Source organism: Streptomyces sp. NPDC051976 (genome assembly GCF_040680795.1).
Lineage (GTDB): Bacteria > Actinomycetota > Actinomycetes > Streptomycetales > Streptomycetaceae > Actinacidiphila.
In genome coordinates this window covers 42,261-64,570 of sequence record NZ_JBFAXL010000007.1, presented here as the reverse complement: position 1 = coordinate 64,570, position 22,310 = coordinate 42,261, and the positions used below count along the sequence as shown (strand labels likewise).

The window sequence follows — 22,310 nt, the reverse complement described above, 5'->3', positions numbered from 1 at the left end:
CGAGGCTTTCGCGTACATGCTACTCGCCGGTAACTGGTGTGCACAGCTTCTCCCCGCGAAGCGGCACACGTCACATCCTGCCCGGGTTACCCGCGGTTACTCAGTGGGGCCGGTCTCGGCGGGGCGGGCCCTCAGGGCGACCGTCAGCAGCGGGGTGGTCAGCCCGATCTGCCAGGGCCTGGCACCCATCGCGGCCAGGGCGGCGGCCACCGATTCGGGGGAGCCGTCGGCCGGCGGGGACCAGCACAGCCGCCGGACGGTGTCCGGGGTGATCAGGTTCTCCTGGGGGAGGTTCAGCTCCTCGGCCAGCGCCGTGACCGAGGCGCGCGCCGCGGACAGCCGGGCGTGCGCGGCCGGGTCCTTGTCCGCCCAGGCGCGCGGCGGCGGGGGGCCGGTGTACGCCGCGGCGGGCTGCGGCAGCTCCCGCTCGGGCAGCGCGCGGGCCCGGTCGATGGCGGCCTGCCACTGGTCGAGCTGGCGGCGGCCCATCCGGTGCCCGAAGCCGGGCAGCGCGGCGAGCGCGTGCACATTGGGCGGGCCCTCCAGCGCCGCGTTCACGATCGCGGCGTCACTGAGCACCCGGCCCGGCGAGACGTCCCGCTCCCGGGCGGTGCGGTCGCGGGTCAGCCACAGCTCGCGCACCACGCCGATCTGCCGCCGCCGCCGTACCTTGTGCATCCCTGAGGTGCGGCGCCACGGGTCGACCCGGGGCGCGGGCGGCGGGGCCGCGGCGATCGCGGCGAACTCCTGCAGCGCCCACTCCAGCTTGCCCTGGGTGCGCAGCTCCTCCTCCAGCGCGTCGCGCAGGTCGACCAGCAGTTCCACGTCGAGCGCGGCGTACCGCAGCCAGGGGTCGGGCAGCGGGCGGGTGGACCAGTCGACCGCGGAGTGGCCCTTCTCCAGCGCGTAGCCGAGGACGTGCTCCACCATGGCGCCGAGGCCGACCCGGGCGAACCCGGCCAGCCGCCCGGCGAGTTCGGTGTCGAACAGCGAGGTGGGCCGCATCCCCAGCTCGTCCAGGCACGGCAGGTCCTGGGTGGCGGCGTGCAGCACCCACTCCGTGTCCGACAGCGCCTCGCCCAGCGCGGACAGGTCAGGACATCCGGTGGGGTCGATCAGCGCGGTCCCTGCTCCGGCGCGGCGCAGCTGGACCAGATAGGCCCGCTGCCCGTAGCGGTAGCCGGAGGCCCGCTCGGCGTCGACGGCGACCGGACCCGAACCCGCGGCGAAGGCCGCGACGACTTCAGCGAGAGCCTCCGGGCTGGCGGTCACCGGCGGGATGCCCTCGCGCGGTTCCAGCAGCGGGACCGGCGCCGGGGCAGTTTGGGTTGCGGTCTCTCTGGCGTCGGTCACCTGTCAAGGGTAGCCGGGCGGCGGCGCTCCCGCGGAGATCCACGGGGACAGCCGGTGACGCGGACGCCCGTCGGCGGAACGTTCCGCCGACGGGCGCCGATGTTCGGTGTGGATCAGTGGATGATGCCGGTGCGCAGCGCCACGGCGACCATCCCGGCCCGGTCGCCGGTGCCGAGCTTGCGCGCGATCCGCGCGAGGTGGCTCTTCACGGTCAGCGCCGACAGCCCCATCGAGACGCCGATCGCCTTGTTCGACTGGCCCTCCGCGACCAGCCGCAGCACCTCCACCTCGCGGCCGGACAGCTCCCGGTAACCGCTCGGGTGGCCCGGGGCGCCCGGCGGACGGCGCTGCATACGGGCCGCGGTGGCGCCCAGCGGCGCCAGGCCCGGACGGGCGGCCAGGCCGCCGGGGCTGTTGCGGGTGCCGGTGACGACATAGCCCTTCACCCCGCCGGCCAGGGCGTTGCGCACCGCGCCGATGTCGTCGGCGGCGGAGAGCGCCAGGCCGTTGGGCCAGCCCGCCGCGCGGGTCTCGGCGAGCAGGGTGAGGCCGGAGCCGTCGGGCAGGTGGACGTCGGCGACGCAGATGTCGCGGGGATTACCGACCCGGGGACGGGCCTCGGCGATCGACGAGGCCTCGATCACATCGCGAACCCCGAGAGCCCACAGGTGTCGGGTGACAGTGGAGCGGACGCGGGGGTCGGCTACGACAACCATGGCCGTCGGCTTGCTGGGACGGTAGGCGACCAGGCTCGTGGGCTGCTCGAGAAGAACGGACACCGGGCCTCCTGTGGCAAAGGGGACTGAAACGGTCACAGTCTCCTTCGGCAGCAATTGCTCCGGCCTTTAGGGAAAGATCACGATTTATTGAGCACCATTTCCGGCAAATCGGACGGCCGCTCGAACGCGGGTCAGAACGGGGCACTGATGTACGCGGCCGCGCCGGGGGAGTGGCGGCGGCACGGTACGGCCCGGTGCCCGCGGAAGGCGGTTCCCGGGCGTCCGGAGGGTGGTTGACGACAGGTCAGGTGCGGCGCTTGGGCATCGGCACCACGCCGCTGGCACCCCGTACCAGCGGCTCGGGACCGTCCAGCGTCGGATCGACCGGGGGCAGCCCCGCGCACGCGCACAACAGGTCGCACCAGGCCGCCAGATGCGCCGACGCGTCCGGCACGCCGCCGGTCCGCTCCTGCGGCGTCCACGAGGCGCGCACCTCGATCTGCGTGTCGTCCACCCGCTCCGCCAGGCCGCCGAAGTAGTGCGACGAGGCGCGCGAGACCGTACCGCTGGGCTCGGTGTACCCGGCGCCGCGGGCCGCCAGCGCGCCGGTCAGCCACGACCAGCTCACCTCGGGCAGCAGCGGGTCCGCCGCGATCTCCTGCTCCAGCTCCGCGCGCACCAGTGTGACCAGCCGGAAAGTGCCGTGCCACGCGTCGTGGCCGTCCGGTTCGTGCAGCAGCACCAGCCGCCCGTCGGCCAGCTCCTCGCCGTCCGAGACCACCGTGGCCTCCAGCGCGTACGCGTAACTCGCGAGCCTCTTGGGCGCGGCCGTCTCGTCGATCCGGACCTCGGGCCGTACCCGGGCGGCCCGTAGGCCTTCCACCGCGTGCCGGAAAGGGAGTGGACTTGCGCTGTCGAAGGAACCGCTGTCCTCGCCGAGCTGTCCGTGAGCCGCTGCCATGCCCGGAAGACTATGGCGCCGGGGCGCCCAGGACCCGGAACAACACCCTATTGCCGCCTCCGGGTGCCCCTTCCCCCGGGGCTGCCGCCCCCGGTCCTCTCCGGGACCACCCGCCGGTGGACGGCTGGTCGCGCAGTTCCCCGCGCCCCTTCGGGGCACGTGATGGCGGCGTGCGAAGATTTGGGGCGTGAGTGCGCACCAGCAGACCGCTGCTTCCCCGTTCATCCGCGCCTGCAGGCGTGAGTCCGTGCCGCACACCCCGGTGTGGTTCATGCGGCAGGCCGGGCGTTCGCTGCCCGAGTATCTGAAGGTGCGCGAGGGCATCGCGATGCTCGACTCCTGCACGCGGCCCGATCTGGTCACCGAGATCACGCTGCAGCCGGTGCGCCGCCACCGGGTGGACGCGGCCATCTACTACAGCGACATCGTGGTGCCGCTCAAGGCGATCGGCCTCGACCTCGACATCAAGCCGGGCGTCGGCCCGGTCGTCGCCGACCCGATCCGCAGCCGCGCCGACCTGGCCCGGCTGCGCGACCTGGAGCCGGACGACGTCCACTACGTCACCGAGGCCATCGGCATGCTCACCGCCGAGCTCGGCGAGACCCCGCTGATCGGCTTCGCCGGGGCGCCCTTCACCCTGGCCAGCTACCTCATCGAGGGCGGGCCCTCGCGGACGTACGAGCGCACCAAGGCGATGATGTACGGCGAGCCCGAGTTGTGGGCCGACCTCGTCGACCGCCTCGCCGCCATCACCGGCGCCTTCCTGAAGGTGCAGATCGAGGCGGGCGCCAGCGCCGTCCAGCTCTTCGACTCCTGGGCCGGCGCGCTCGCGCCCGCCGACTACCGGCGCTACGTGATGCCCGCCTCGGCCAAGGTGTTCGACGCCGTCGCCGGTTACGGCGTGCCGCGGATCCACTTTGGCGTGGGCACCGGCGAACTCCTCGGCCTGATGGGCGAGGCGGGCGCGGACGTCGTCGGCGTGGACTGGCGGGTGCCGCTCGACGAGGCCGCCCGCCGGGTCGGCCCCGGCAAGGCGCTGCAGGGCAATCTCGACCCGACGGTGCTCTTCGCCCCGACGTCGGCCGTCGAGGCGAAGACCCGCGAGGTGCTCAGCGCGGCCAAGGCCGCGGACACCGGCCACATCTTCAACCTCGGCCACGGCGTGATGCCCAGCACCGACCCGGACACCCTGACCCGCCTCGTCGACTTCGTCCACCGGGAGACGGCGGTCTGAGCGCCGCCTGACCCGCGCTAGCCGCGCGGCTCACCTTCCGATACGGGCTGTGGCCCGTCCTCGTCGGCCGGGCCGTCCCCGGCGCGCTGTTCCGGCGCTCCCGGGAACGCCGGGACGCGGGGCGGGGTGCGGGGGGCCGGGGGACGGATGGACGGGGGCGGGGTGCGGCGGCGGTGGTAGGGGGTCAGGCGGTAGCCGACGACCAGGGCCGCGGCCGCGACCAGGAACGGCAGGGTCGCCGAGACCGCCACCAGTACCGCCCGCACCGTCAGGGTGAAGGCGTGCCAGCCGTCGCGCAGGGCGTGGCCGACGACCGTCCAGAAGCCGTCGTGCTTCGGCTTCGGCTTCGGTTTCGGGGGCGCGGCCTTCACCGGCGGCTCGATGAGCTGCAGCGTCACCGTGGCGAGGCCCGACTGCTCCTTGAGCGACGCCTGCTGCGCCTCCAGTGCTTCCAGCGCCGACTCGCGGGTGGTCAGCTCGCTCTCCAGCGACGCCACGTCGCTGAGCGACCCCGCCCGGTCCATCAGCGCCCGCACCCGCGCCACGCTCGCCTGCTGCGACTTGATACGGCTCTGGACGTCGACCACCTGGCTGGTGACGTCCTCCACGGTGACCTTGCGGTCCAGCAGCGTGCCCAGCGCCGCCAGATCATTGAGCAGCTTGTCGTACGACGCGGGCGGCACACGGAGCTGGATCGTGGACCGCTCGTGGCCGCCGGAGTCGACCGAGGTGGACTCGTCGCCCGCGTAGCCGCCCAGGCCGGTGGCCAGATCGCGGGCGCTGGTGAGGGCCGCGGCGACATGCGGGGTGCGCACCGTCAGGGTCGCGGTACGGACCAGATACGTGGGCGCGAGGGACGGGGTCTTCGCGGCCGCCGCCTTGTCGCCGGGTGAGGCCGGGCCGCCGGAGCCTCCCGCCACCTGGTTCCTGGCGGCGCCGTCGCCCTGCCCGCTGCCCTGGGCGCGCGCCTGCGGGGCGGACGCCTTGTCGGCGGACGAGTCGCCGGACCCGCCGCACCCGGCCAGGGCGACGAGGGCCGCGAGGAGCAGCGCGCCCGCGGCGGCGGCCGGACGCCGCCGTACCCGGGTGCGGCGCCCGGGTCTCGCGTGCGGGGACGGGTCGGGCCGCGCGGCGCGCGGCGTCGGCTGTGTGAGGTGGGTCATGAAATCCCCCCGGGATCAAGGCCGTTGGGCGGCCTGTCGAATGACCTTCGGTACGACTTTGACGTGCCCGGAGGGGGGAGGGTTTCGCTCCGGTGGTCGCGGTGGGATCACGTTCAGGGCTCGTTCCGGAGTCTGAGACAGTGGAGGCATGAGCCAGACGCACAGCGGCACGCACACCCCGGCGCACGTGGTCGTCATCGGCGGCGGGATCTCCGGACTCGCCGCCGCCCACAAACTGGCCGGTGCGGGCGTACGCGTCACGCTCCTGGAAGCGTCCGAGCGCCTCGGCGGCAAGCTGTACGCGGACGAGATCGCCGGAGTGCCGGTCGACCTCGGCGCCGAGTCGATCCTCGCCCGCCGCCCCGAGGCGGTCGCCCTGGCCCGCGAGGTCGGCCTCGGCGACGCCCTGGAGCCGCCCGCCGTGCTCGGCGCCACCCTGTGGACCCGCGGCAGGCTGCGGCCGATGCCCAAGGGCCATGTGATGGGCGTACCCGGCGACCTCGGGCCGCTCGCTGCCTCCGGAGTGCTGTCCGCCGCCGGGCTCGCCCGGCTGCCGCTCGACCATGTGCTGCCCCGCACCGAGGTCGGCGACGACGTGGCGGTCGGCGCCTTCGTCGCCGCCCGGCTCGGCCACGAGGTGGTCGACCGGCTCGTCGAACCGCTGCTCGGCGGCGTCTACGCGGGCAACGCCTACGAGATCTCGCTGCGCGCCGCCGTCCCCCAGCTCTTCGCCGCCGTCCGCGAGGGCCGCTCCCTCATCGAGGCCGCCCGCGCCGTCCAGCAGCGCGCCGCCACCGCCGCGCGGGACGGCGGCCCCGGCGCCGGACCGGTCTTCAACGGCATCCGCGGCGGCGTCGGACAGCTGCCGCTCGCCGTCGCCGCCGCCTGCGAGGCCGCGGGCGTCACCCTGGAGACCGGCGCCGCCGTCCGCGAACTGCGCCGCACCCCGGGCGGCTGGCAGATCGGCCTCGCCGACCGGGCACTGGACGCCGACGCGGTGGTGCTCGCCGCCCCCGCGCCCGCCGCCGCCCGGCTGCTGGCCGCCGAGTCGCCCGCCGCCGCGGCCGAGCTCGGCACGGTCGAGTACGCGAGCATGGCCCTGGTCACCATGGCCTTCCGCCGCCGCGACCTGCTGCAACTCCCGCACAGCAGCGGCTTCCTGGTCCCCCCGGTCGACGGCAGGACCATCAAGGCGTCCACCTTCTCCAGCCGCAAGTGGGGCTGGCTGGACGAGGCGGGCGGCGACACCTTCGTACTGCGCACCTCGGTCGGCCGCTACGGCGACGAAGCGGACCTGGCCTGGGACGACACCGATCTCGTACGGCTGTCCCGGGAGGACCTCGGCGAGGCCGTCGGCCTGCGGGCGGCACCGGTCGCGGCCCGGGTCACCCGCTGGGACGCCGGACTGCCGCAGTACCCGGTGGGACACCTGGGGCGGGTCGCCCGGATCCGCGAGCAGGTCGGCAAGCTGCCGGGACTGGCGGTGTGCGGCGCCGTCTACGACGGGGTGGGCATCCCGGCCTGCGTCGGCAGCGGCCACCGCGCGGCGCGCGAGGTGCTGGCCCCCCTGGTGCCGGGCACGGCGGACGGCGCGGGAGAATAGCCGCATGACCGACTCGACTGCCGCCCACGACGCCACCGCCGAAGCCGCCTCCGCCCTCGCCGCCCGAGCCGCGAACGCGGGCAAGAAGGCCAAGGACCTCAACGAGGTCATCCGCTACACGCTCTGGTCGGTCTTCCGGCTGCGTGACGTGCTGCCGGACGACCGCACCGGCTACGCGGACGAGGTCGACGAGCTGTTCGCGCAGCTCGCCGCGAAGGACATCACGATCCGCGGCACCTACGACGTCTCCGGGCTGCGCGCCGACGCCGACCTGATGATCTGGTGGCACGCCGAGACCGCCGACGAGCTGCAGGGCGCCTACAACCTCTTCCGCCGCACCCGGCTGGGCCGCGCGCTGGAGCCGGTGTGGTCCAACATGGCGCTGCACCGCCCCGCCGAGTTCAACAAGTCCCACGTCCCGGCCTTCCTCGCCGACGAGAACCCGCGCGACTGGGTGAGCGTCTACCCCTTCGTCCGCTCCTACGACTGGTACCTGCTGCCGGACGAGGACCGCCGCCGGATGCTCGCCGACCACGGCAAGATGGCCCGCGGCTACCCCGATGTCCGCGCCAACACCGTCGCCTCCTTCTCCCTCGGCGACTACGAGTGGATCCTCGCCTTCGAGGCGGACGACCTGCACCGCATCGTGGACCTCATGCGCCACCTGCGCGCCTCCGAGGCCCGCATGCACGTCCGCGAAGAGGTCCCCTTCTACACCGGCCGCCGCCGCACGGTCTCCGAACTGATCGCCGGACTCGCGTAACCCTCAGGCCAGCGCTGCCCGGAGGGCCGGGTCCTTCAGGGCCGCCGGGCCGCGGGCGGCGACGGCCAGGAGCGGGGGCGGGCGGGTGTCGGCGAGGACGGTGCGCAGGGCCTGCTGGCCGCTGGGGGTCGCCCAGCGGGTGTAAGGGCGGACCTCGATCCTGGCGATGAGCCAGCAGCCGCTGGTCAGGATCAGCGGCAGGGCGAACCAGAGCACCAGCGGTGCGCCGGTCGGGGTGCGGGCCGAGGCGCCCAGGCCGAAGCCGGCGGCCGCGGCCAGGACTATCAGCCCGGTCGCGGCGCGCACCTGGCGGATGCCCTCGGCCACCCGGGCGCGGGTGTCCGCCGGGACGGCCAGGCCCGCGTCCGCCAGCCGGTCGCCGAGGGCGTGGACCGGCCCGTCCGCGGCCAGCGCGACCCGCACCGCGGCGACCGGGGCCTGCCCGTCCGGCCCGGTCGCCGCTATCAGCGACCGCTCCAGTTCGTCACGCCCCTGCGGGTCCACCACGGTCACCCAGCCGGTGTGCGCCAGCAGCACCCGCCGCTCACCGGCCAGCGAGACCAGCGCGGTGTCGGTCACCCGGCGCGGCCCGCCCGCCAGGAACGCCGTCTCGTACAGCCCCAGCCCGCCGTCCGGCGCCGCGCCGGAGCCGCCCTCGGGCAGCGCGGCCGCCGCGACCGCGGCCAGGCACAGGCGTGCGCTGGAGACCACGGCCGCCCCGCACGCGACGAGAAGCAGCACGATCCACATACCTGATTTGTACTCTCCCGCACCGACAATGCGCCCTGAGCTGCGGATACTTCCGCGATGCGGACAGGCCCTAGCGGGGTGCGGTGCGGTGGAGGGCGGGGTGGTCGGCGATGACGGTGGGGGAGCCCGGGGCGATCTCGGTGAAGCCCGCGTCGCGGACGACGGGGAGCGGGGTGGCGGTCAGGGCGGACCAGTCGGCCGGGGCGGGAGTGCGGACGGCGAGCGGAAAACCGGCCGCACGCCAGGCGGCCCGTTCGGCGTCGGACAGCTCCCACCAGGCGAGTTGGGCGCCGTGCCCGGCCTGGGCCATGGCCTTGCCCGCGGACATCGTGATGCCGGGGTTCATCCACAGCACCGGGTGCGCGGGGTCGGCGGCGGGCGGCGGCTCGGGGTCGTCGAGTTCGGTGCCGGACACCTGGAGCCGGGCCAGGTCCTTGGGCCAGCCGTCCAGCGGTACGGGCGGAAAGACACGCACCTCGGCGGCGGCGCCGGTGACGGTGATGCCGGGCAGCGCCTCCGCGCGCCGCCACTCGGCGCGGCGGGCCCGCCGTACGACCTTGCGGATCCTGGCGTCCTGCCAGTCCGTCACGGCCCGCGTCCACTCGCCGTCCTCCGCCGTCGCCCGCTCGTCCGACAGCAGCGTCAGCACGGCCCGGGCGGCGGTCTCCAGGGCGTCGGTACGGGCGGGCGGCGCGTCGCGCTCGATACGGACCACGAGCGGCAGGACGTACTGCGGCGCGGCGTCGCGATCGACGGACTCGTGGCGGAAGGGGCTGTCGGCGGGCTGGTCACTCGGGCTGGTCACCGCCCCAGTCTGCCACCGGCTGTTGGCCGCCCGGCGAGCGTGGGCCAGGATGGGCGGGTGCGGGAGATCACGCGGTTGGACGGGGTGGGCCGTCGCTACGGTGTCCGCGGCCCCTGGGTGCTGCGCGACCTCACCCTCGACCTGCCGCCGGGCGCCCTGGTGCGGATCGAGGGCGCGAACGGCACCGGCAAGTCGACGCTGCTGCGGATCGTCGCGGGCGTCGACCCGCCCACCGCCGGCGAGGTCCGCGGGCGCCCCGCGACGGCGACCGCGTACGTCCCCGAGCGGTTCCCGGCCGCGCTGCCGTTCCCGGTGCTGCGCTATCTGACCCACCTCGGGGCCGTCCGCGGACTGCCGGTGCCCCGGGCGCGCGAGCGGGCACGGCACTGGCTGGAGCGCTTCGCGATCTCCGGCTACGCGGACACCCCGCTGGACGAACTCTCCAAGGGCACCTGCCAGAAGGTCGCCGTGGCCCAGGCGCTCCTGGCCGACCCGGAACTCCTCGTCCTCGACGAGGCCTGGACCGGCCTCGACCAGGCCGCCCGCACGACCCTCGACGACGCCGTCCGCACGCGGGTCGCCGCGGGCGGCACGGTCGTCTTCGTCGACCACGACCCCGGCCGCCTGGCGGGCGAGCCGACCGCGATCCACCGCGTCACCGCCTCCGGCGGGACCGAGGCCTTGTCGCCGGGCTCGCCCGTGCCAAGGCCGGCCGTGGCCGGGGCTCCGGCGGTGCTGCCTTCCGTGTCCACGGCCGTCGTGATCGAGGCCGCGCCGCCAGGTCCGGCCGGTCGGCCGCCCGTGCCGCACCCCTTCACCCGGCTCCCCTCGGGCGCGGTCCGCCTCACGGTCCCGGGCCCCGAATCCGACGCGGCCCTGCGGACGCTCCTGGCCGCGGACCCGCCCTGGCACATCACCGCACTCCACCCCGTGCCCGGCTCACCGGCACCGACCCGACCCGTCGGATCGCGGACCGAGACCGCGGCCGACGTGTCCGGTCCGCGCGTGCCGGTCGCGTCCGTCGTGGCGCCCGCCGAGCCGGGCGGCCGTCCTGACCCCCACGGGCTGCCGGAGGCGCCCGCCCGCGGCCCCCGCAACCCCCGCGTGCCCCTGGCGCTGCTGCGCTACGAGGCGGACCTGCTGCTGCGGTCGCACCGCTGGTTGGGGCCGCTGCTGTTCTACGGGGCCGTGATGGCGATCGGGGTGTCCGGTGGGCAGCCGCTGCTGGGGTCGCTGGGGTACGCGTCGGCGCTGTTGGTGCCGGTGGCGGCGTGGATGGTGCGGGTGTGCGTGACGAACGAGCCCCCGGCGGCGCGGGCGTGTGTGGCGTCGGCGGTGGGGGCCCGGCGGGCGCAGCTCGGGGCGCTGGTGACGGCGATGGGGATGTCGGCGGTGGTGGGCGGGGCCGGTACGGCGGTGGTGCTGGCGGTGAGCGGGCCGCACTCGGACGATCTGCGGACCACGGTCCCGGTCGGCGCCGCCGCGCTGGCCGGGCTGCTGGCGGCGGCCGTGTCGGTGCTGGTGGGCACGGCCGTCGGCGCGCTGACCAATCCGCCGCTGATGCGCGGCACCGGCTGGTCGCTGCTCACCACCGCCCTCGCGGCGGGCGCCGTACTCGTGGCCACCGGATCGCCCGCCCACGCCGCCGTGACCGGCCTGGTGACCGGCTCACGGACCGGCACGGTGCACTACCCGCTGCTCTCCCTGGCGGTCGCCGCCCCCGCCGCCGCGCTCGCGGCGTGGATCTCCTGCCGCAGCGTCTCGCGGCTCTAGGGAGCGTCCGCAAGGTCCGCCCCCCGACGACGCGGCGTCGCGGACACGCACCTAGCGGGGCGGCCGCAGGCCGTCGAGGAGGACGGCGGCGATGTGGGCGCTGGCGCCGTCCGCTTCGGGGGCGTGTTCCACCGCGCGGGAGATGCCGATGAGCACCGCCCTGAGGTCGCCGAGCCCGATGTCGTCCCGGACGGCTCCGGCCCGCTGGGCGTGGCGCAGCAGCGTCTCCAGGGCGTCGCTGAGGAAGGGCCGGTCGTTGTCGTCCGTCTCCGGTACGGCGACCCCGGCCTCGGTGAGGGCGTCGGCGAAGGCGTTCTTGGTGGACGAGTGGCCGACGGCGAGGGTGACGAAGTCGTAGAAGGCGGCGCCCGGGTCCGGATGGTCGGCCAGCTCCCGCGCGGTCTCGCCGAGCCGTCCCAGCAGCCGGGCGTAGACGGCGGCGAGCAGCGCCTCCTTGGTGGGGAAGTGGCGGAAGACGGTGCCGATGCCCACCCCGGCCTGCCGGGCGATCTCCTCGGTGGAGGCGCCCGTGCCCTTCTCGGTGAAGACCGCCTCGGCCACCTCCAGCAGCCGCTCGCGGTTGCGCCGCGCGTCGGCCCGCAGCGGCCGCGCTCCCGCCGTCACGGCCGACCACCCCGCCGGGCGGAGCCGTACCCATGGACAAACGGAGTCGCCAGTCCGTATCGTTGAAGTCGTAGCGGAGTCACGACTCCGATTGTACGAGAGGGGAACTCCCATGCCCACACCCGCACCCGTATCCGTCCCCACGCCCCGCGAGGTCTTCACCACGCTCGCCGGACTGCTCTCCGCGGGCAGGTGGGACGAGGTCGCCGCGCTGTACGCCGAGGACGCGGTCGCCGAACTCCCGTTCGCCCTCCCGGTGCCCGACCGGGTGGAGGGCCGGGCCACGCTGCACGAGCGCTTCACCATGCTGGGCGCGGGCAACCTGGAGATGGTCGTGGAGAACATCCGGGTCCACGAGACGGCCGACCCGGAGGTGATCGTCGCCGAGTTCGAGACCCGGGGGAAGGCCCTGACCACGGGCCGGGCCTTCCACCTGGCCAACATCCAGGTGCTCCGCGTCCGGGACGGGCTGATCGAGCACACCCGCGACTTCCACGACCACGCCGCGCTCGCGGTGGCGACCGGCCGTATGCCCGCGCTCGACGCCGCGCTCGGCGACGGCTTCGCGCTGGACCGGGTCCCGGACGCGGCCTGACCGCGCCCGGCCCCCGGCCGAAGGGGCCGCTGCCCCTTCGGCTCTACTCCTTCGGCGTCAGCCGCAGCGAGATCGAGTTGATGCAGTAGCGCTGGTCGGTCGGGGTGCCGTAGCCCTCGCCCTCGAAGACATGGCCCAGGTGGGAGCCGCAGTTGGCGCAGCGGACCTCGACGCGGACCATGCCCATCGTGCGGTCCTCGATCAGTTCCACGGCGTCCGTGTCGGCCGGGTCGTAGAACGACGGCCAGCCGCAGTGCGACTCGAACTTGGTGTCGGAGCGGAACAGCTCGGCGCCGCACGCCCGGCACGCGTACACGCCGGTGGTCTTGGTGTCGGTGTACTCACCGGTGAAGGGGCGCTCGGTGCCGGCCTCCCGCAGGACGGCGTACTCCTGCGGGGTCAGCTCCTCGCGCCACTGCTCCTCGGACTTGTTCACTTGGTACGACATCGCGGTCTCCTCAACTGCCGAGGCGGGCCAGAATCAGCGGACCCAGGTCTGTCACATCACCCGCGCCCATGGTGAGAACGAGATCACCCGGCTTCGCCATTCCTGCCACGACCCCGGGGACGGCCTGCTTGTCGTGTTCCGCGCTGACGTCGGCCCCGGCGGCGCGGGCGGCGTCGATGATGACGTCGCTGGTCACGCCGGGGATCGGGTCCTCACGCGCGGGGTAGATGTCCAGCACCACCGAGGCGTCGGCCGCCGCCAGCGCCTGGCCCATCTCGCGGCCCAGCTCACGGGTCCTGCTGAACAGGTGCGGCTGGAAGACCACCAGCACCCGCGCGTCGCCCGCCGCGCCGCGGATCGCCTCCAGGTCGGCGGCCATCTCGGTCGGGTGGTGCGCGTAGGAGTCGATCACCTGCACCCCGGCGGCCTCGCCCTTGAGCTGCAGGCGGCGCTTGACCCCGGTGTACTTGGCCAGCGCCGACGCCAGATTGCGGGCCGGGGTGCCCAGCGCGATACCCGCGGCCAGGGCGGCGACCGCGTTGTGCGCGTAGTGGCGGCCGGGGACCGAGACGGTGAAGGTGAGCATCCGGCCGTCGAGTACGACCGTCACCTCGCTGGTCAGCCCGCGCGGGTTGATCTTCGCGATACGGATGTCGGCGCCCTCGGACTCACCGACGGTCACCACGCGCAGGTCGCCGATGTCCCGTACCCGCGCGGTCAGCTCGACTGCGCCGGGCTGGTCGGCGGAGACCACCAGGGTGCCGCCGGGGCGCACCTTGCCGACGAAGGTCTCGAAGGACTCGTAGATCTCGTCCATCGAGGCGTAGTTGGCGTGGTGGTCGAGCTCCACGTTGAGCACGATCGCCACCTCGGGCGTGTACGTGTGGAAGCTGCGGTCGCTCTCGTCCGCCTCGGCCACGAAGATGTCGCCGCCGCCGTGGTGGGCGTTGGAGCCGGGGGCGTCGAGGTCGCCGCCGATCGCGTAGGACGGGTCGAGGCCGAGCGAGGTCAGCGCGACCGCCAGCATCGAGGTGGTGGTGGTCTTGCCGTGCGTGCCCGCCACCGCGATCGGGCGGGTGCCCGCCATCAGCGCGGCGAGCGCGTCACTGCGGTGCACCACCGGGACGCCGCGCTCGCGGGCCGCGACCAGCTCCGGGTTCTCCTGCCGGATCGCGCTGGAGACCACCACGCAGCTCGCGTCCGGTGCCAGGTGCGCGGCGTCGTGGCCGATGTGCACGGTCGCGCCCAGCGCCCGCAGCGCGGCCGCCGTCTCCGAGTCCTTCGCGTCGCTGCCCGCCACCCGCGCGCCGCGCTGCGCGAGGATCTTCGCGATCCCCGACATTCCGGCGCCGCCGATGCCGATGAAGTGCGGTCGGTCCATGGCGGGGGGAACGGACGGGCTCATGCGCGGATCTCCCGGGGCTGTCGGCTGTCGTACCTGCGGCTTGGCAGCCCGATTCTCGCACCCCGGGACCGCGGCCGGGGCGCGGCGGCCCGGTGAGGGCCGCCGCGGGGCCGACGGGCCGCTATTCGTGCTGGGCGAAGAGCTTCAGCACCGGGACGCCGACCTTGTGGCGGGCGCGGGAGGTCCAGTCGCGGTGGAAGAACTCCTCGACGAAGTGCGGGGCGGTCAGCACGATCACCTCGTCGGCGTGGGTCTGCTCCACGATGGTCCGCAGCAGGTCGAGGGGGTGGCTCTCGACCACCTGGCCGACCGCCTCGGCGCCGGTGGCGCGCAGCGCCTCCAGCGAGTGGGTCAGGCCCTCCTCGGCGGAGTGGAAGGCGGCCTTGCCCTCCGGTACCTCGTTCTCGCGGGCGGCCTCGTCGAGATAGCCGAGCGCCACGTCGTCGACGGCGCGCAGCAGGACGTCCTGGTCGCCGCGGGGTTGCATGAGGACGACGAAGGAGACGTGCTCCTCGCCGTGCAGGGTGGTGACGAGCTCCACGTCCGCCGGGGCGAGCGGCTTCTCGATCATGAGTACGGTCGTGAACACGGACGCGTCCTTCTTTCTCGGGGCCCACCGGATGCCACTGGATCAATCCTGCCCCGATCTTCCCGGAGCACTCGGTTAAGTGTTCCCGGACGGAGCAAAACGGAACGAGGGCGTCCGCTTTTTTCGGTGCCCGTCAGGCCCGGCCGTAGCGGGTGAAGAGGAAGCCGTCCTCCTCCAGCACCGACAGCGGGGTGAAGCGCGCGGGGCCGGGGACGGTGGGGCCGTTCATGATCCGGGGGGCGCTGCCACCGGTGACGATCGGCGCGACGGTCAGGCACAGCTCGTCCAGCGCGTCCGCCGCGGCGAACTGCGCCAGCACCCGCGGGCCGCCCTCGATCAGCAGCCGCAGGTGGCCGAGCGCGGCCAGCTCGCTCACCGCACGTGCCGGGTCCACCCCGTCGCCCTCGCCCGCGACCACCACCACGGCGCCCGCCGCGCGGGCGGCGTCGAGCCGCTCGGCCGGTGCCGTGGAGCCGGTCAGCACGAGGGTCGGGGTGACCGGCTCGTTGAACAGCGGCAGGCCGAAGTCCAGGTCGAGGCCACGGCTGATGACGGCGATCGCCGGGGCCGGGGTCTGCCCGTCGGCCGCCCGGCGGCCGGCGAAGACCTCCCGGGCGCGGGCGGGCCGGTAGCCCTCCTGGCGAACCGTTTCCGCGCCCACCAGCACCACATCGGCCAGTGCCCGCAGCACACCGAAGATCCGCATGTCCCCCTCGGACGACAGCGGCGCCGACTTCCCCTCGTGCCGCGCCGCGCCGTCCAGCGACCCGACCATGTTCGCGCGCAGGTACGGGCCCGCCGCACGCTCCGGGTACGCGTACGCCTCCGCCAGGCCGAACGGCGTGTCCAGCCCGCCGCCGCCCTCCACGGAGCCGCCGGGAGCGGCCGGGCCGCCAGGACCACCGGAACCGTCCGCGCCCGGGACGGGAAACAGCCTCTGCATGCCCCGAAGTCTTCCACGCCCTGGAGAAGGGGCACGTGGGGTAGGCCACACGAGGGATCCCGCGGCGGGCCCGGGGACTAGGCTGGATGGTTGTGTCGACCTCTGCCGTGTCCTCAGGAACCGATGGCATAGCCGCCTCCGCCGCGACCGACGGCGGGCCGGTGGCGCTGAGCGGGCGTACCCCGCAGGTGCCCGTGGAGCGGCTGGTGGCCGAGATGGTGCCGCCGCCGCGCTTCGACTCCGTGCGCTTCGACAGCTACATACCCGACCCCGGGCAGCCCAGCCAGTCGGCGGCGGTGAAGGCGCTGAGCGCGTTCGCCGGATCGCTCGGGGAGCCGGAGAGCGGCCGCAAGCGGTGGTTCCGTCGCGAGCCCGCCGCTCCCACCGGGCCCGGCGGGGTGTACCTGGACGGCGGATACGGCGTCGGCAAGACCCATCTGCTGGCCTCGCTGTGGCATGCCGCGCCCGCCCCGCGCGAGGCCAAGGCGTTCGGCACCTTCGTGGAGCTGACCAACCTGGTCGGCGCCCTCGGCTTCCAGCGGGCCGTCAGCGCCCTCAGCGGACACCGGCTGGTCTGCATCGACGAGTTCGAACTCGACGACCCCGGGGACACCGTGCTGGTCTCCACCCTCCTCGGCAAGCTCGCCGACGCCGGAGTGCGGCTCGCGGCCACCTCCAACACCCTGCCGGGCAAGCTCGGCGAGGGCCGGTTCGCCGCCACCGACTTCATGCGGGAGATACAGGGCCTGTCCGCGCGCTTCCAGTCGCTGCGCATCGACGGCGAGGACTACCGGCACCGCGGCCTGCCCGCGGCCCCCACCCCGTACGACGACGAGCAGGTCACCCGTACCGCGCTGACCACCCCCGGCGCCGCGCTCGACGACTTCGGCGCGCTCGCGGACCACCTCGCCCGGGTGCACCCCAGCCGCTACGGGGCCCTGTGTGACGGCGTCGACGCGGTCTTCCTGCGCGGCGTCGAGCAGGTCACCGACCAGGCCACCGCGCTGCGCCTGGTGGTGCTCGCCGACCGGCTGTACGACCGGGAGGTCCCCGTGATGGCCTCCGGCGTGCCCTTCGACCGCCTGTTCAGCGCCGACATGCTCGCGGGCGGCTACCGCAAGAAGTACTTCCGGGCGGTCTCCCGCCTCACCTCGCTCGCCCGTGACGCCGAGCGGCTGAACGGCGCTGGCGGCGCCCGCTGATCCGTCGCAGGATCGGTGCATGGCCAAGCACGAGGGCAAGGGCGGCGACAAGGGCTCCGGGAACGGCTCCGGCAACGGCCCCACGGGACTGCGGGCGCTGCTGCGGGTGCCGCCGGGCCGCGGCCCGGTCGCGCTGAAGGCGTACACCCCGGCGTCCACCCCCGGCGGGCCACCGGACAAGGCGGCGGCGCTCGCCGGGGAGCCCGCGTCGCGCGAGCGGCTGGTCGACCTCCAGACGCGGCTGTTCGCGCAGAGCACCGCCGGTGACCCGCGCTGTGTGCTGCTGGTGCTCCAGGGCATGGACACCTCCGGCAAGGGCGGCACCCTGAAACACGTGACCGCGGGCATGAACCCCTCGGGCGTACGCGTCAAGGCGTTCAAGGCGCCCACCGAGGAGGAGCGGGAGCACCCCTTCCTGTGGCGGGTCCGCCGCGCGCTCCCCGGCCCCGGCGAGATCGGCGTCTTCGACCGCTCGCACTACGAGGACGTGCTGATCGCCCGGGTCAGGGACCTGGTCCCGCGCGACGTCTGGACCGGCCGCTACGACGTCATCAACAACTTCGAGCAGTCGCTCGCCGACGACGGCGTCAGCGTGGTCAAGATCTTCCTGCACATCAGCTACGAGAAGCAGCGCGAACGCCTGCTGGCCCGGCTCGACGACCCCGACAAGCACTGGAAGTTCGACAGCGGCGACATCGAGGAACGCGCCCTGTGGCCCGCCTACCAGCGGGCGTACGAGGCGGCGCTGGAGCGCTGCTCGACCGACGCGGCGCCTTGGTACGTCGTCCCGGCCGACCACAAGTGGTACCGGAACTGGGCCGTGCGCACGCTGCTGCTCGAACACCTGGAGCTGATCGACCCGAAGTACCCGGTGGCCGACTTCGACGTCGAGCGCAGCCGCGCCCGGCTGCTGGCGACCTGACCCCGCAGGGCCGCAGGGCCGCCGGGCCGAGCAGGCGGTCGGCCTCGTCAGCCCGAGCAGGCCGTCCGCTGCCCCTCCTGCCACTCGCAGACCGGGCAGTACGTGGCGCCGCGGGTGCTCGCCGGGTACTCGGTCGGCTCGCCGCACAGGACGCAGTCGGCGAGCGGGGCCGTCGTGGCCGCGGGAGCCTGGGCCGGAGTCCCGGCGGGGGTCTCGGGGGTCGGTGAGGTCACCCCTTCACCGTAGCCGCCGGGGCCGCCGTCGTCCGCAGCACGGCGGCGCCCCGGGGCGGGAGCTGGACGGCGCCGTCCGGGCCCGGCAGCACACGGCAGGCGGGGCGGGCCAGCAGCACCTTGCACGGCACGTCCAGCGGGACGCGGGCCGGGGCGTCGGAGAAGTTGACGAGGACGCGGATCGGCCCGCGGGCCAGCCGCAGCGTACGGCCGCCCGCGGTCGCCGCGACCGCGTCCAGGTGCGGATCGGTCAGCGCCGGCTCCGCACGGCGCAGCGCGATCAGCGAGCGGTACCAGGCGAGCAGCTCCCGGTGCGGCGACCGCTCCGGCTCCGACCAGTCCAGGCACGACCGGTCCCGGGTCGCCGGGTCCTGCGGGTCGGGCACGTCCTCCTCCGCCCAGCCGTGCGCGGCGAACTCCCGCCGCCTGCCCCGGGTGATGGCCGCGCCCAGCTCCTTGTCGTCGTGGTCGGTGAAGAACTGCCAGGGCGTCGCCGCACCCCACTCCTCGCCCATGAACAGCATCGGCGTGAAGGGCGCGGTGAGCACCAGCGCGGCGGCCACACCCAGCAGCTCGGCGGGCAGCCGGTCGCCGACGGCCCGGTTGCCGATCTGGTCGTGCGTCTGCGCATAGCCCAGCAGCCGGTGCGCGGGCACCGCGGCGCGGTCCAGCGGGCGGCCGTGGTGGCGGCCGCGGAAGCTGGAGTAGCTGCCGTCGTGGAAGAACCCGTGGGTCAGCGTCTTGGCGACCGCGCCCGGCCCGGCGGCGGCGAAGTCCGCGTAGTAGCCCTGCGACTCCCCGGTGACCGCGGCGTGCAGCGCGTGGTGGAAGTCGTCGCTCCACTGGGCGTGCAGCCCCAGCCCGCCCGCCTCGCGCGGCGCGGTGGAGTGCGGGTCGTTCAGATCGGACTCGGCGATGAGGAAGAGCGGGCGGCCGAGCGCCGCCGACAGCGCGTCGACCGCCGTCGACAGCTCCTCCAGGAAGTGCAGCGCGCGGGTGTCGACCAGCGCGTGCACCGCGTCCAGCCGCAGCCCGTCGAGCCGGAAGTCGCGCAGCCAGCACAGCGCGCTGCTGATCAGGAAGTCACGCACCTCGTCGGAGCCGGGCGCGTCCAGGTTGACCGCGTCGCCCCACGGTGTGTGGTGCCGGTCGGTGAAGTACGGGCCGAACGGCGGCAGATGGTTGCCCGACGGGCCGAGGTGGTTGTGCACCACGTCCAGGATCACGCCCAGCGAGTGCTGGTGCGCCGCGTCGACAAAGCGCTTCATCCCCTCGGGCCCGCCGTACGGCTCGTGCACCGCCCACAGCGACACCCCCTCGTACCCCCACCCGTTCCTGCCGGGGAAGGGGCACACCGGCATCAGCTCGACATGGGTGATCCCCAGCCGCGCCAGATGCGGCAGCTTCTCGATCGCCGCGTCGAAGGTGCCCTCGGGGGTGAACGTCCCCACGTGCAGCTCGTAGACCACCGCGCCCGGCAGCGCGCGCCCCGGCCACGGCGCCTGCCAGGCGAAGGCGTCCTGGTCGACCACCGCGCTGCGGCCGTCCGGCCCGTCCGGCTGGCGGCGTGAGCGCGGATCGGGCAACGGCGGCCCGCCGTCGAGCACATACGCGTACCGCGCCCCGTGCCCCGCGGCCAGATCCGCCCGCCACCACCCGGCCCGCACCGGATCCGGGCCGAGCGCGTACCGGCCGTCCTCGATCAGGATCTCCACCCGCTGGGCATTCGGCGCCCACACCTCGAACAGCACGCACGGCTCCCGTCTCGTCCGGATCGCTCGACCCCCGGACTCCATGCATGCCCGGGGGACGGGCCGACGCATCGTCGTGTCAGACGAAGTTCACCGGGTTTCCCTCACGGGGCCGCCCGCCGCGGCGTCCACCGCCGCTCGGAGGTCATTGTCAGTGGGTGAGGCTAGTTTGACAGAGTGAAAGTCGCGGTGCAGGTGAAGCTGCTGCCGTCGCCCGAGGTGGCGGCGGCCTTGGCAGCGACGCTTGCAGTGTGCAATCGGGCGGCTGACGCCGTGTCGGTGGTGGCCTACGAGGCGGGCACCAGGTCCCGCAATGGGTTGCAGAAGCTGGTCTATGCCCGTCTCAAGGCCGAGTTCGGGCTCGCCGCGCAACCGGCCGTGCGTACGGTGAAAAAGGTGGTGGACGCCTACGCGACGCTGCGTGCGAACATCCGGGCGGGGAATCTTGGCCCGGCCGGGTCGCAGCGGCGCGGGCGGGCGGAGTCGAGGCCGGTCGGCTTCCGGTCGGATGCGGCGCAGCCGTATGACGACCGGATCCTGTCGTGGCAACACGATGCGCGGACAGTGAGCATCTGGACGCTCGCCGGGCGGATCAAGACGTTTCTGATCGCCACTTGCGAGATCCCCGAGGCACCGCTCAACACCAACCCGGTGGACTGGATCGGAGTGGACCGGGGCATCGTCAACCTCGCCACCACCTCGGACGGGGACAACTACCAGGGCCGTCGACTCGGACGGTACCGACGCTGGCACGCCCGCAAGCGTGCCGAACTCCAGGGCAAGCGGACCCGTTCCGCAAATCGGCGTGCCAAACGCCGGGCGAAGCGCGAAGCGCGGTACGCCGCGCACGTCAACCACAACATCAGCAAGGAGATCGTGGCTGTTGCCCAACGCACCGGACGCGGAATCGCCCTAGAGGAGCTGGGCGGCATCCGCGACCGGGTACGGCCTTCCGGCGACCAGCGGGCTGCGCTCTCCTCCTGGCCGTTCCACCAGCTCGAAGCGCACATTCGGTACAAGGCCCAACGGGTCGGGGTGCCGGTGATCGCGGTGGACGCCCACTACACCTCGCAGATGTGCCCACGTTGCGGGCACACCGCGAGACACAATCGTCCCACCCGGGACCTATTCTCCTGTCGTCGGTGCGGACTCGCTGGCCCCGCCGACGTCGTCGCCGGGGTCAACGTGCGCAACCGCGCCCGCTCGGCGTGGGTTCTCGTCAACGGACCCGTACCAACCGGGGACTGATGCCCCCGGTTGGTAGATGCGACCCGTGACCGCCCTGCCGTAGGGGGCAGTCGGGAGCGCGACAAGGTGCATACGACCGAGTCAGCAGGTTCGGTTGCTCGCGGCCACGAAGTTGACGCGTTCCTGCACTATCGGATAGCCCGCCTTGGCGAAGTTGGCGGCCATCGGGAAGTTTCCCTGGTCGGTGGCGGCGGCGATGCGGTCGGCGCCGTGGGCGAGGAGATCGCGGCCGCACTCGACCAGGAGGTCGTAGGCGTAGCCGTGGCCGCGGTGCTCCGGGACGACGGCGATGAAGCCGATGCAGGGGCCGCCGGGGTTGCGGGCGGGGACGTGGAGGCCGGCGATCTGGCCGTCGGGGGTGTAGGCGATGCGGCGCCAGTCCTTGGGGGAGGGGAACCAGTCGAAGACGCCGATCGTCTCGTCGAGCGCCGCGTCGAGGCCCTGCTCGTCGAGCATGCGGCGGTCGTGGGCGTCCAGGGTGCCGGTCATGATGCGGGCCATGACCGCGCGGAAGGCCGCGTCGTCCGGCTCGGGGCGGTACTCCAGCCGTCCGGTACGGGCGGGGAGCGGTCCGTCCGCGGCCGTCCACTGGTAGCGGTAGCGCTCGACGAGCTGCCGCATTCCGGCGGCCTCGACGGCCGCCTTGCGGGCCTCGAAAGCGGCCCGGACGTCCGGCAGATCGCGCCAGCCGGGCGGGAGCAGGAGGTCGTACTCGGCGTACAGCGGTGCGGTGCGCAGCAGTTCGGCGGCGGCCTCGGCCTCGCCGTCGGCGAAGTCGAACCAGTCGAGCGCGACCGGCTCGGTGTCGCCCGGCTTGGCCCACCAGGCGGCGCGGGCGACGACGCGTCCGTCCCGCAGGGCCACCCAGGCCCACTCGGGGCGGTACTCGCCGCCCGCGTCGAGGGTGGCGAAGGTGTGGCCGAGCAGCGGGCGGCCGACGAGGCCGGGGTCGGACAGGGAGGTGAAGAGGGCGGACTCGCCCGCGGCGAGCGGACGGAAGACCAGATCAGACATGTGAGTCCTTCGGGAGCAGTCGATGCGCTCCCGTACGGGTCACGGACGCCCTGCGGTGGAGGGGCGGGAGCGCGGCACAGTGATGGCGGACATCGCTCTCGCCTCCTTCCGGTCTCAGTCGCGGGCGTGATGATCACCCTAACTAGGGCGCCGGGCGGGGGTCCAGCACTTTTCGGTGCGCCGCCGGGGGGCGACGCACCGAAAAGTGCTGG

22 protein-coding genes are annotated in these 22,310 nt (G+C 74.1%); 8 read left to right on the top strand and 14 right to left on the bottom strand.

Annotated features, from left to right (window positions below):
- Positions 1-96: 96 nt before the first annotated feature.
- The 3 genes from AB0M29_RS10375 to AB0M29_RS10365 form a co-directional block, all read right to left on the bottom strand.
- Positions 97-1,353, bottom strand: coding sequence for a ribonuclease D (locus tag AB0M29_RS10375; RefSeq protein WP_365381684.1), 1,257 nt, complete (start codon positions 1,351-1,353; stop codon positions 97-99).
- 113 nt (positions 1,354-1,466) lie between these two features.
- On the bottom strand, positions 1,467-2,132 hold the full coding sequence (locus AB0M29_RS10370; protein ID WP_365381683.1) for a response regulator transcription factor: 666 nt from the start codon (positions 2,130-2,132) through the stop codon (positions 1,467-1,469).
- Positions 2,133-2,376: 244 nt separating this feature from the next.
- Positions 2,377-3,033, bottom strand: a complete 657-nt coding sequence (locus AB0M29_RS10365; protein WP_365381681.1) for a DUF3000 domain-containing protein — start codon at positions 3,031-3,033, stop codon at positions 2,377-2,379.
- A gap of 187 nt (positions 3,034-3,220) precedes the next feature.
- On the opposite strand from AB0M29_RS10365, the gene hemE reads away from it, so the two are divergent.
- Complete coding sequence (hemE, locus tag AB0M29_RS10360) at positions 3,221-4,267, top strand: uroporphyrinogen decarboxylase (RefSeq protein WP_365381679.1); 1,047 nt, start codon at positions 3,221-3,223, stop codon at positions 4,265-4,267.
- Positions 4,268-4,284: 17 nt separating this feature from the next.
- Here the strand turns inward: hemE and AB0M29_RS10355 are convergent, their stop codons facing one another.
- Entirely contained in the window at positions 4,285-5,430 is a 1,146-nt protein-coding gene (locus AB0M29_RS10355) for a DUF4349 domain-containing protein (RefSeq protein WP_365381678.1), read from the bottom strand.
- A gap of 148 nt (positions 5,431-5,578) precedes the next feature.
- On the opposite strand from AB0M29_RS10355, the gene hemG reads away from it, so the two are divergent.
- Both hemG and hemQ read left to right on the top strand, forming a co-directional pair.
- Positions 5,579-7,033, top strand: coding sequence for a protoporphyrinogen oxidase (gene hemG / locus AB0M29_RS10350; RefSeq protein WP_365381676.1), 1,455 nt, complete (start codon positions 5,579-5,581; stop codon positions 7,031-7,033).
- 4 nt (positions 7,034-7,037) lie between these two features.
- Positions 7,038-7,796, top strand: a complete 759-nt coding sequence (gene hemQ / locus AB0M29_RS10345; RefSeq protein WP_365381675.1) for a hydrogen peroxide-dependent heme synthase — start codon at positions 7,038-7,040, stop codon at positions 7,794-7,796.
- Positions 7,797-7,799: 3 nt separating this feature from the next.
- Here the strand turns inward: hemQ and AB0M29_RS10340 are convergent, their stop codons facing one another.
- Both AB0M29_RS10340 and AB0M29_RS10335 read right to left on the bottom strand, forming a co-directional pair.
- Positions 7,800-8,546, bottom strand: coding sequence for a TIGR04222 domain-containing membrane protein (locus AB0M29_RS10340; RefSeq protein ID WP_365381673.1), 747 nt, complete (start codon positions 8,544-8,546; stop codon positions 7,800-7,802).
- A gap of 70 nt (positions 8,547-8,616) precedes the next feature.
- Complete coding sequence (locus tag AB0M29_RS10335) at positions 8,617-9,351, bottom strand: peptidyl-tRNA hydrolase (RefSeq protein ID WP_365381671.1); 735 nt, start codon at positions 9,349-9,351, stop codon at positions 8,617-8,619.
- Positions 9,352-9,408: 57 nt separating this feature from the next.
- On the opposite strand from AB0M29_RS10335, the gene AB0M29_RS10330 reads away from it, so the two are divergent.
- Positions 9,409-11,124, top strand: a complete 1,716-nt coding sequence (locus AB0M29_RS10330) for an ATP-binding cassette domain-containing protein (RefSeq protein WP_365381669.1) — start codon at positions 9,409-9,411, stop codon at positions 11,122-11,124.
- Positions 11,125-11,175: 51 nt separating this feature from the next.
- Here the strand turns inward: AB0M29_RS10330 and AB0M29_RS10325 are convergent, their stop codons facing one another.
- On the bottom strand, positions 11,176-11,748 hold the full coding sequence (locus tag AB0M29_RS10325; protein ID WP_365381667.1) for a TetR/AcrR family transcriptional regulator: 573 nt from the start codon (positions 11,746-11,748) through the stop codon (positions 11,176-11,178).
- A 112-nt stretch (positions 11,749-11,860) separates the two neighbouring features.
- Here AB0M29_RS10325 and AB0M29_RS10320 point away from each other — a divergent pair, with 112 nt between their 5' ends.
- Positions 11,861-12,343 (top strand): nuclear transport factor 2 family protein, encoded by a 483-nt coding sequence (locus tag AB0M29_RS10320; protein WP_365381666.1) that lies wholly within the window; start codon positions 11,861-11,863, stop codon positions 12,341-12,343.
- A 43-nt stretch (positions 12,344-12,386) separates the two neighbouring features.
- Here AB0M29_RS10320 and msrB read toward each other — a convergent pair whose 3' ends face one another.
- The 4 genes from msrB to AB0M29_RS10300 all read right to left on the bottom strand — a co-directional run bounded on the left by msrB (position 12,387) and on the right by AB0M29_RS10300 (position 15,728).
- Positions 12,387-12,791: a peptide-methionine (R)-S-oxide reductase MsrB gene (msrB, locus tag AB0M29_RS10315; RefSeq protein ID WP_365381664.1), complete on the bottom strand. Its 405-nt coding sequence runs from the start codon at positions 12,789-12,791 to the stop codon at positions 12,387-12,389.
- Positions 12,792-12,801: 10 nt separating this feature from the next.
- A complete protein-coding gene (gene murC / locus AB0M29_RS10310) occupies positions 12,802-14,196 on the bottom strand; it encodes a UDP-N-acetylmuramate--L-alanine ligase (protein ID WP_365381662.1) in 1,395 nt (464 codons plus the stop codon).
- Between the two features lie 121 nt (positions 14,197-14,317).
- The gene (locus tag AB0M29_RS10305) at positions 14,318-14,785 is read right to left on the bottom strand and encodes an indole-3-glycerol phosphate synthase (protein ID WP_365381660.1); all 468 of its coding nucleotides are present in this window, start codon (positions 14,783-14,785) and stop codon (positions 14,318-14,320) included.
- Between the two features lie 133 nt (positions 14,786-14,918).
- Positions 14,919-15,728: a pyrimidine reductase family protein gene (locus AB0M29_RS10300; protein ID WP_365381658.1), complete on the bottom strand. Its 810-nt coding sequence runs from the start codon at positions 15,726-15,728 to the stop codon at positions 14,919-14,921.
- A gap of 86 nt (positions 15,729-15,814) precedes the next feature.
- Between AB0M29_RS10300 and zapE the strand changes: the two genes are divergently transcribed.
- Together zapE and AB0M29_RS10290 are read left to right on the top strand one after the other, a co-directional pair.
- Positions 15,815-16,930 (top strand): cell division protein ZapE, encoded by a 1,116-nt coding sequence (gene zapE, locus AB0M29_RS10295; RefSeq protein WP_365381656.1) that lies wholly within the window; start codon positions 15,815-15,817, stop codon positions 16,928-16,930.
- 19 nt (positions 16,931-16,949) lie between these two features.
- Entirely contained in the window at positions 16,950-17,852 is a 903-nt protein-coding gene (locus AB0M29_RS10290) for a PPK2 family polyphosphate kinase (RefSeq protein WP_365381654.1), read from the top strand.
- 47 nt (positions 17,853-17,899) lie between these two features.
- Here the strand turns inward: AB0M29_RS10290 and AB0M29_RS10285 are convergent, their stop codons facing one another.
- Both AB0M29_RS10285 and treZ read right to left on the bottom strand, forming a co-directional pair.
- Positions 17,900-18,085, bottom strand: coding sequence for a hypothetical protein (locus AB0M29_RS10285; RefSeq protein WP_365381652.1), 186 nt, complete (start codon positions 18,083-18,085; stop codon positions 17,900-17,902).
- Positions 18,082-19,836: a malto-oligosyltrehalose trehalohydrolase gene (gene treZ, locus AB0M29_RS10280; protein ID WP_365381650.1), complete on the bottom strand. Its 1,755-nt coding sequence runs from the start codon at positions 19,834-19,836 to the stop codon at positions 18,082-18,084. Before treZ ends, AB0M29_RS10285 begins: the two co-directional genes overlap by 4 nt.
- A gap of 177 nt (positions 19,837-20,013) precedes the next feature.
- Between treZ and AB0M29_RS10275 the strand changes: the two genes are divergently transcribed.
- Complete coding sequence (locus tag AB0M29_RS10275; RefSeq protein WP_365381648.1) at positions 20,014-21,084, top strand: transposase; 1,071 nt, start codon at positions 20,014-20,016, stop codon at positions 21,082-21,084.
- An 81-nt stretch (positions 21,085-21,165) separates the two neighbouring features.
- Here the strand turns inward: AB0M29_RS10275 and AB0M29_RS10270 are convergent, their stop codons facing one another.
- Positions 21,166-22,098 (bottom strand): GNAT family N-acetyltransferase, encoded by a 933-nt coding sequence (locus AB0M29_RS10270; protein WP_365381647.1) that lies wholly within the window; start codon positions 22,096-22,098, stop codon positions 21,166-21,168.
- Between the last annotated feature and the right edge of the window lie 212 nt (positions 22,099-22,310).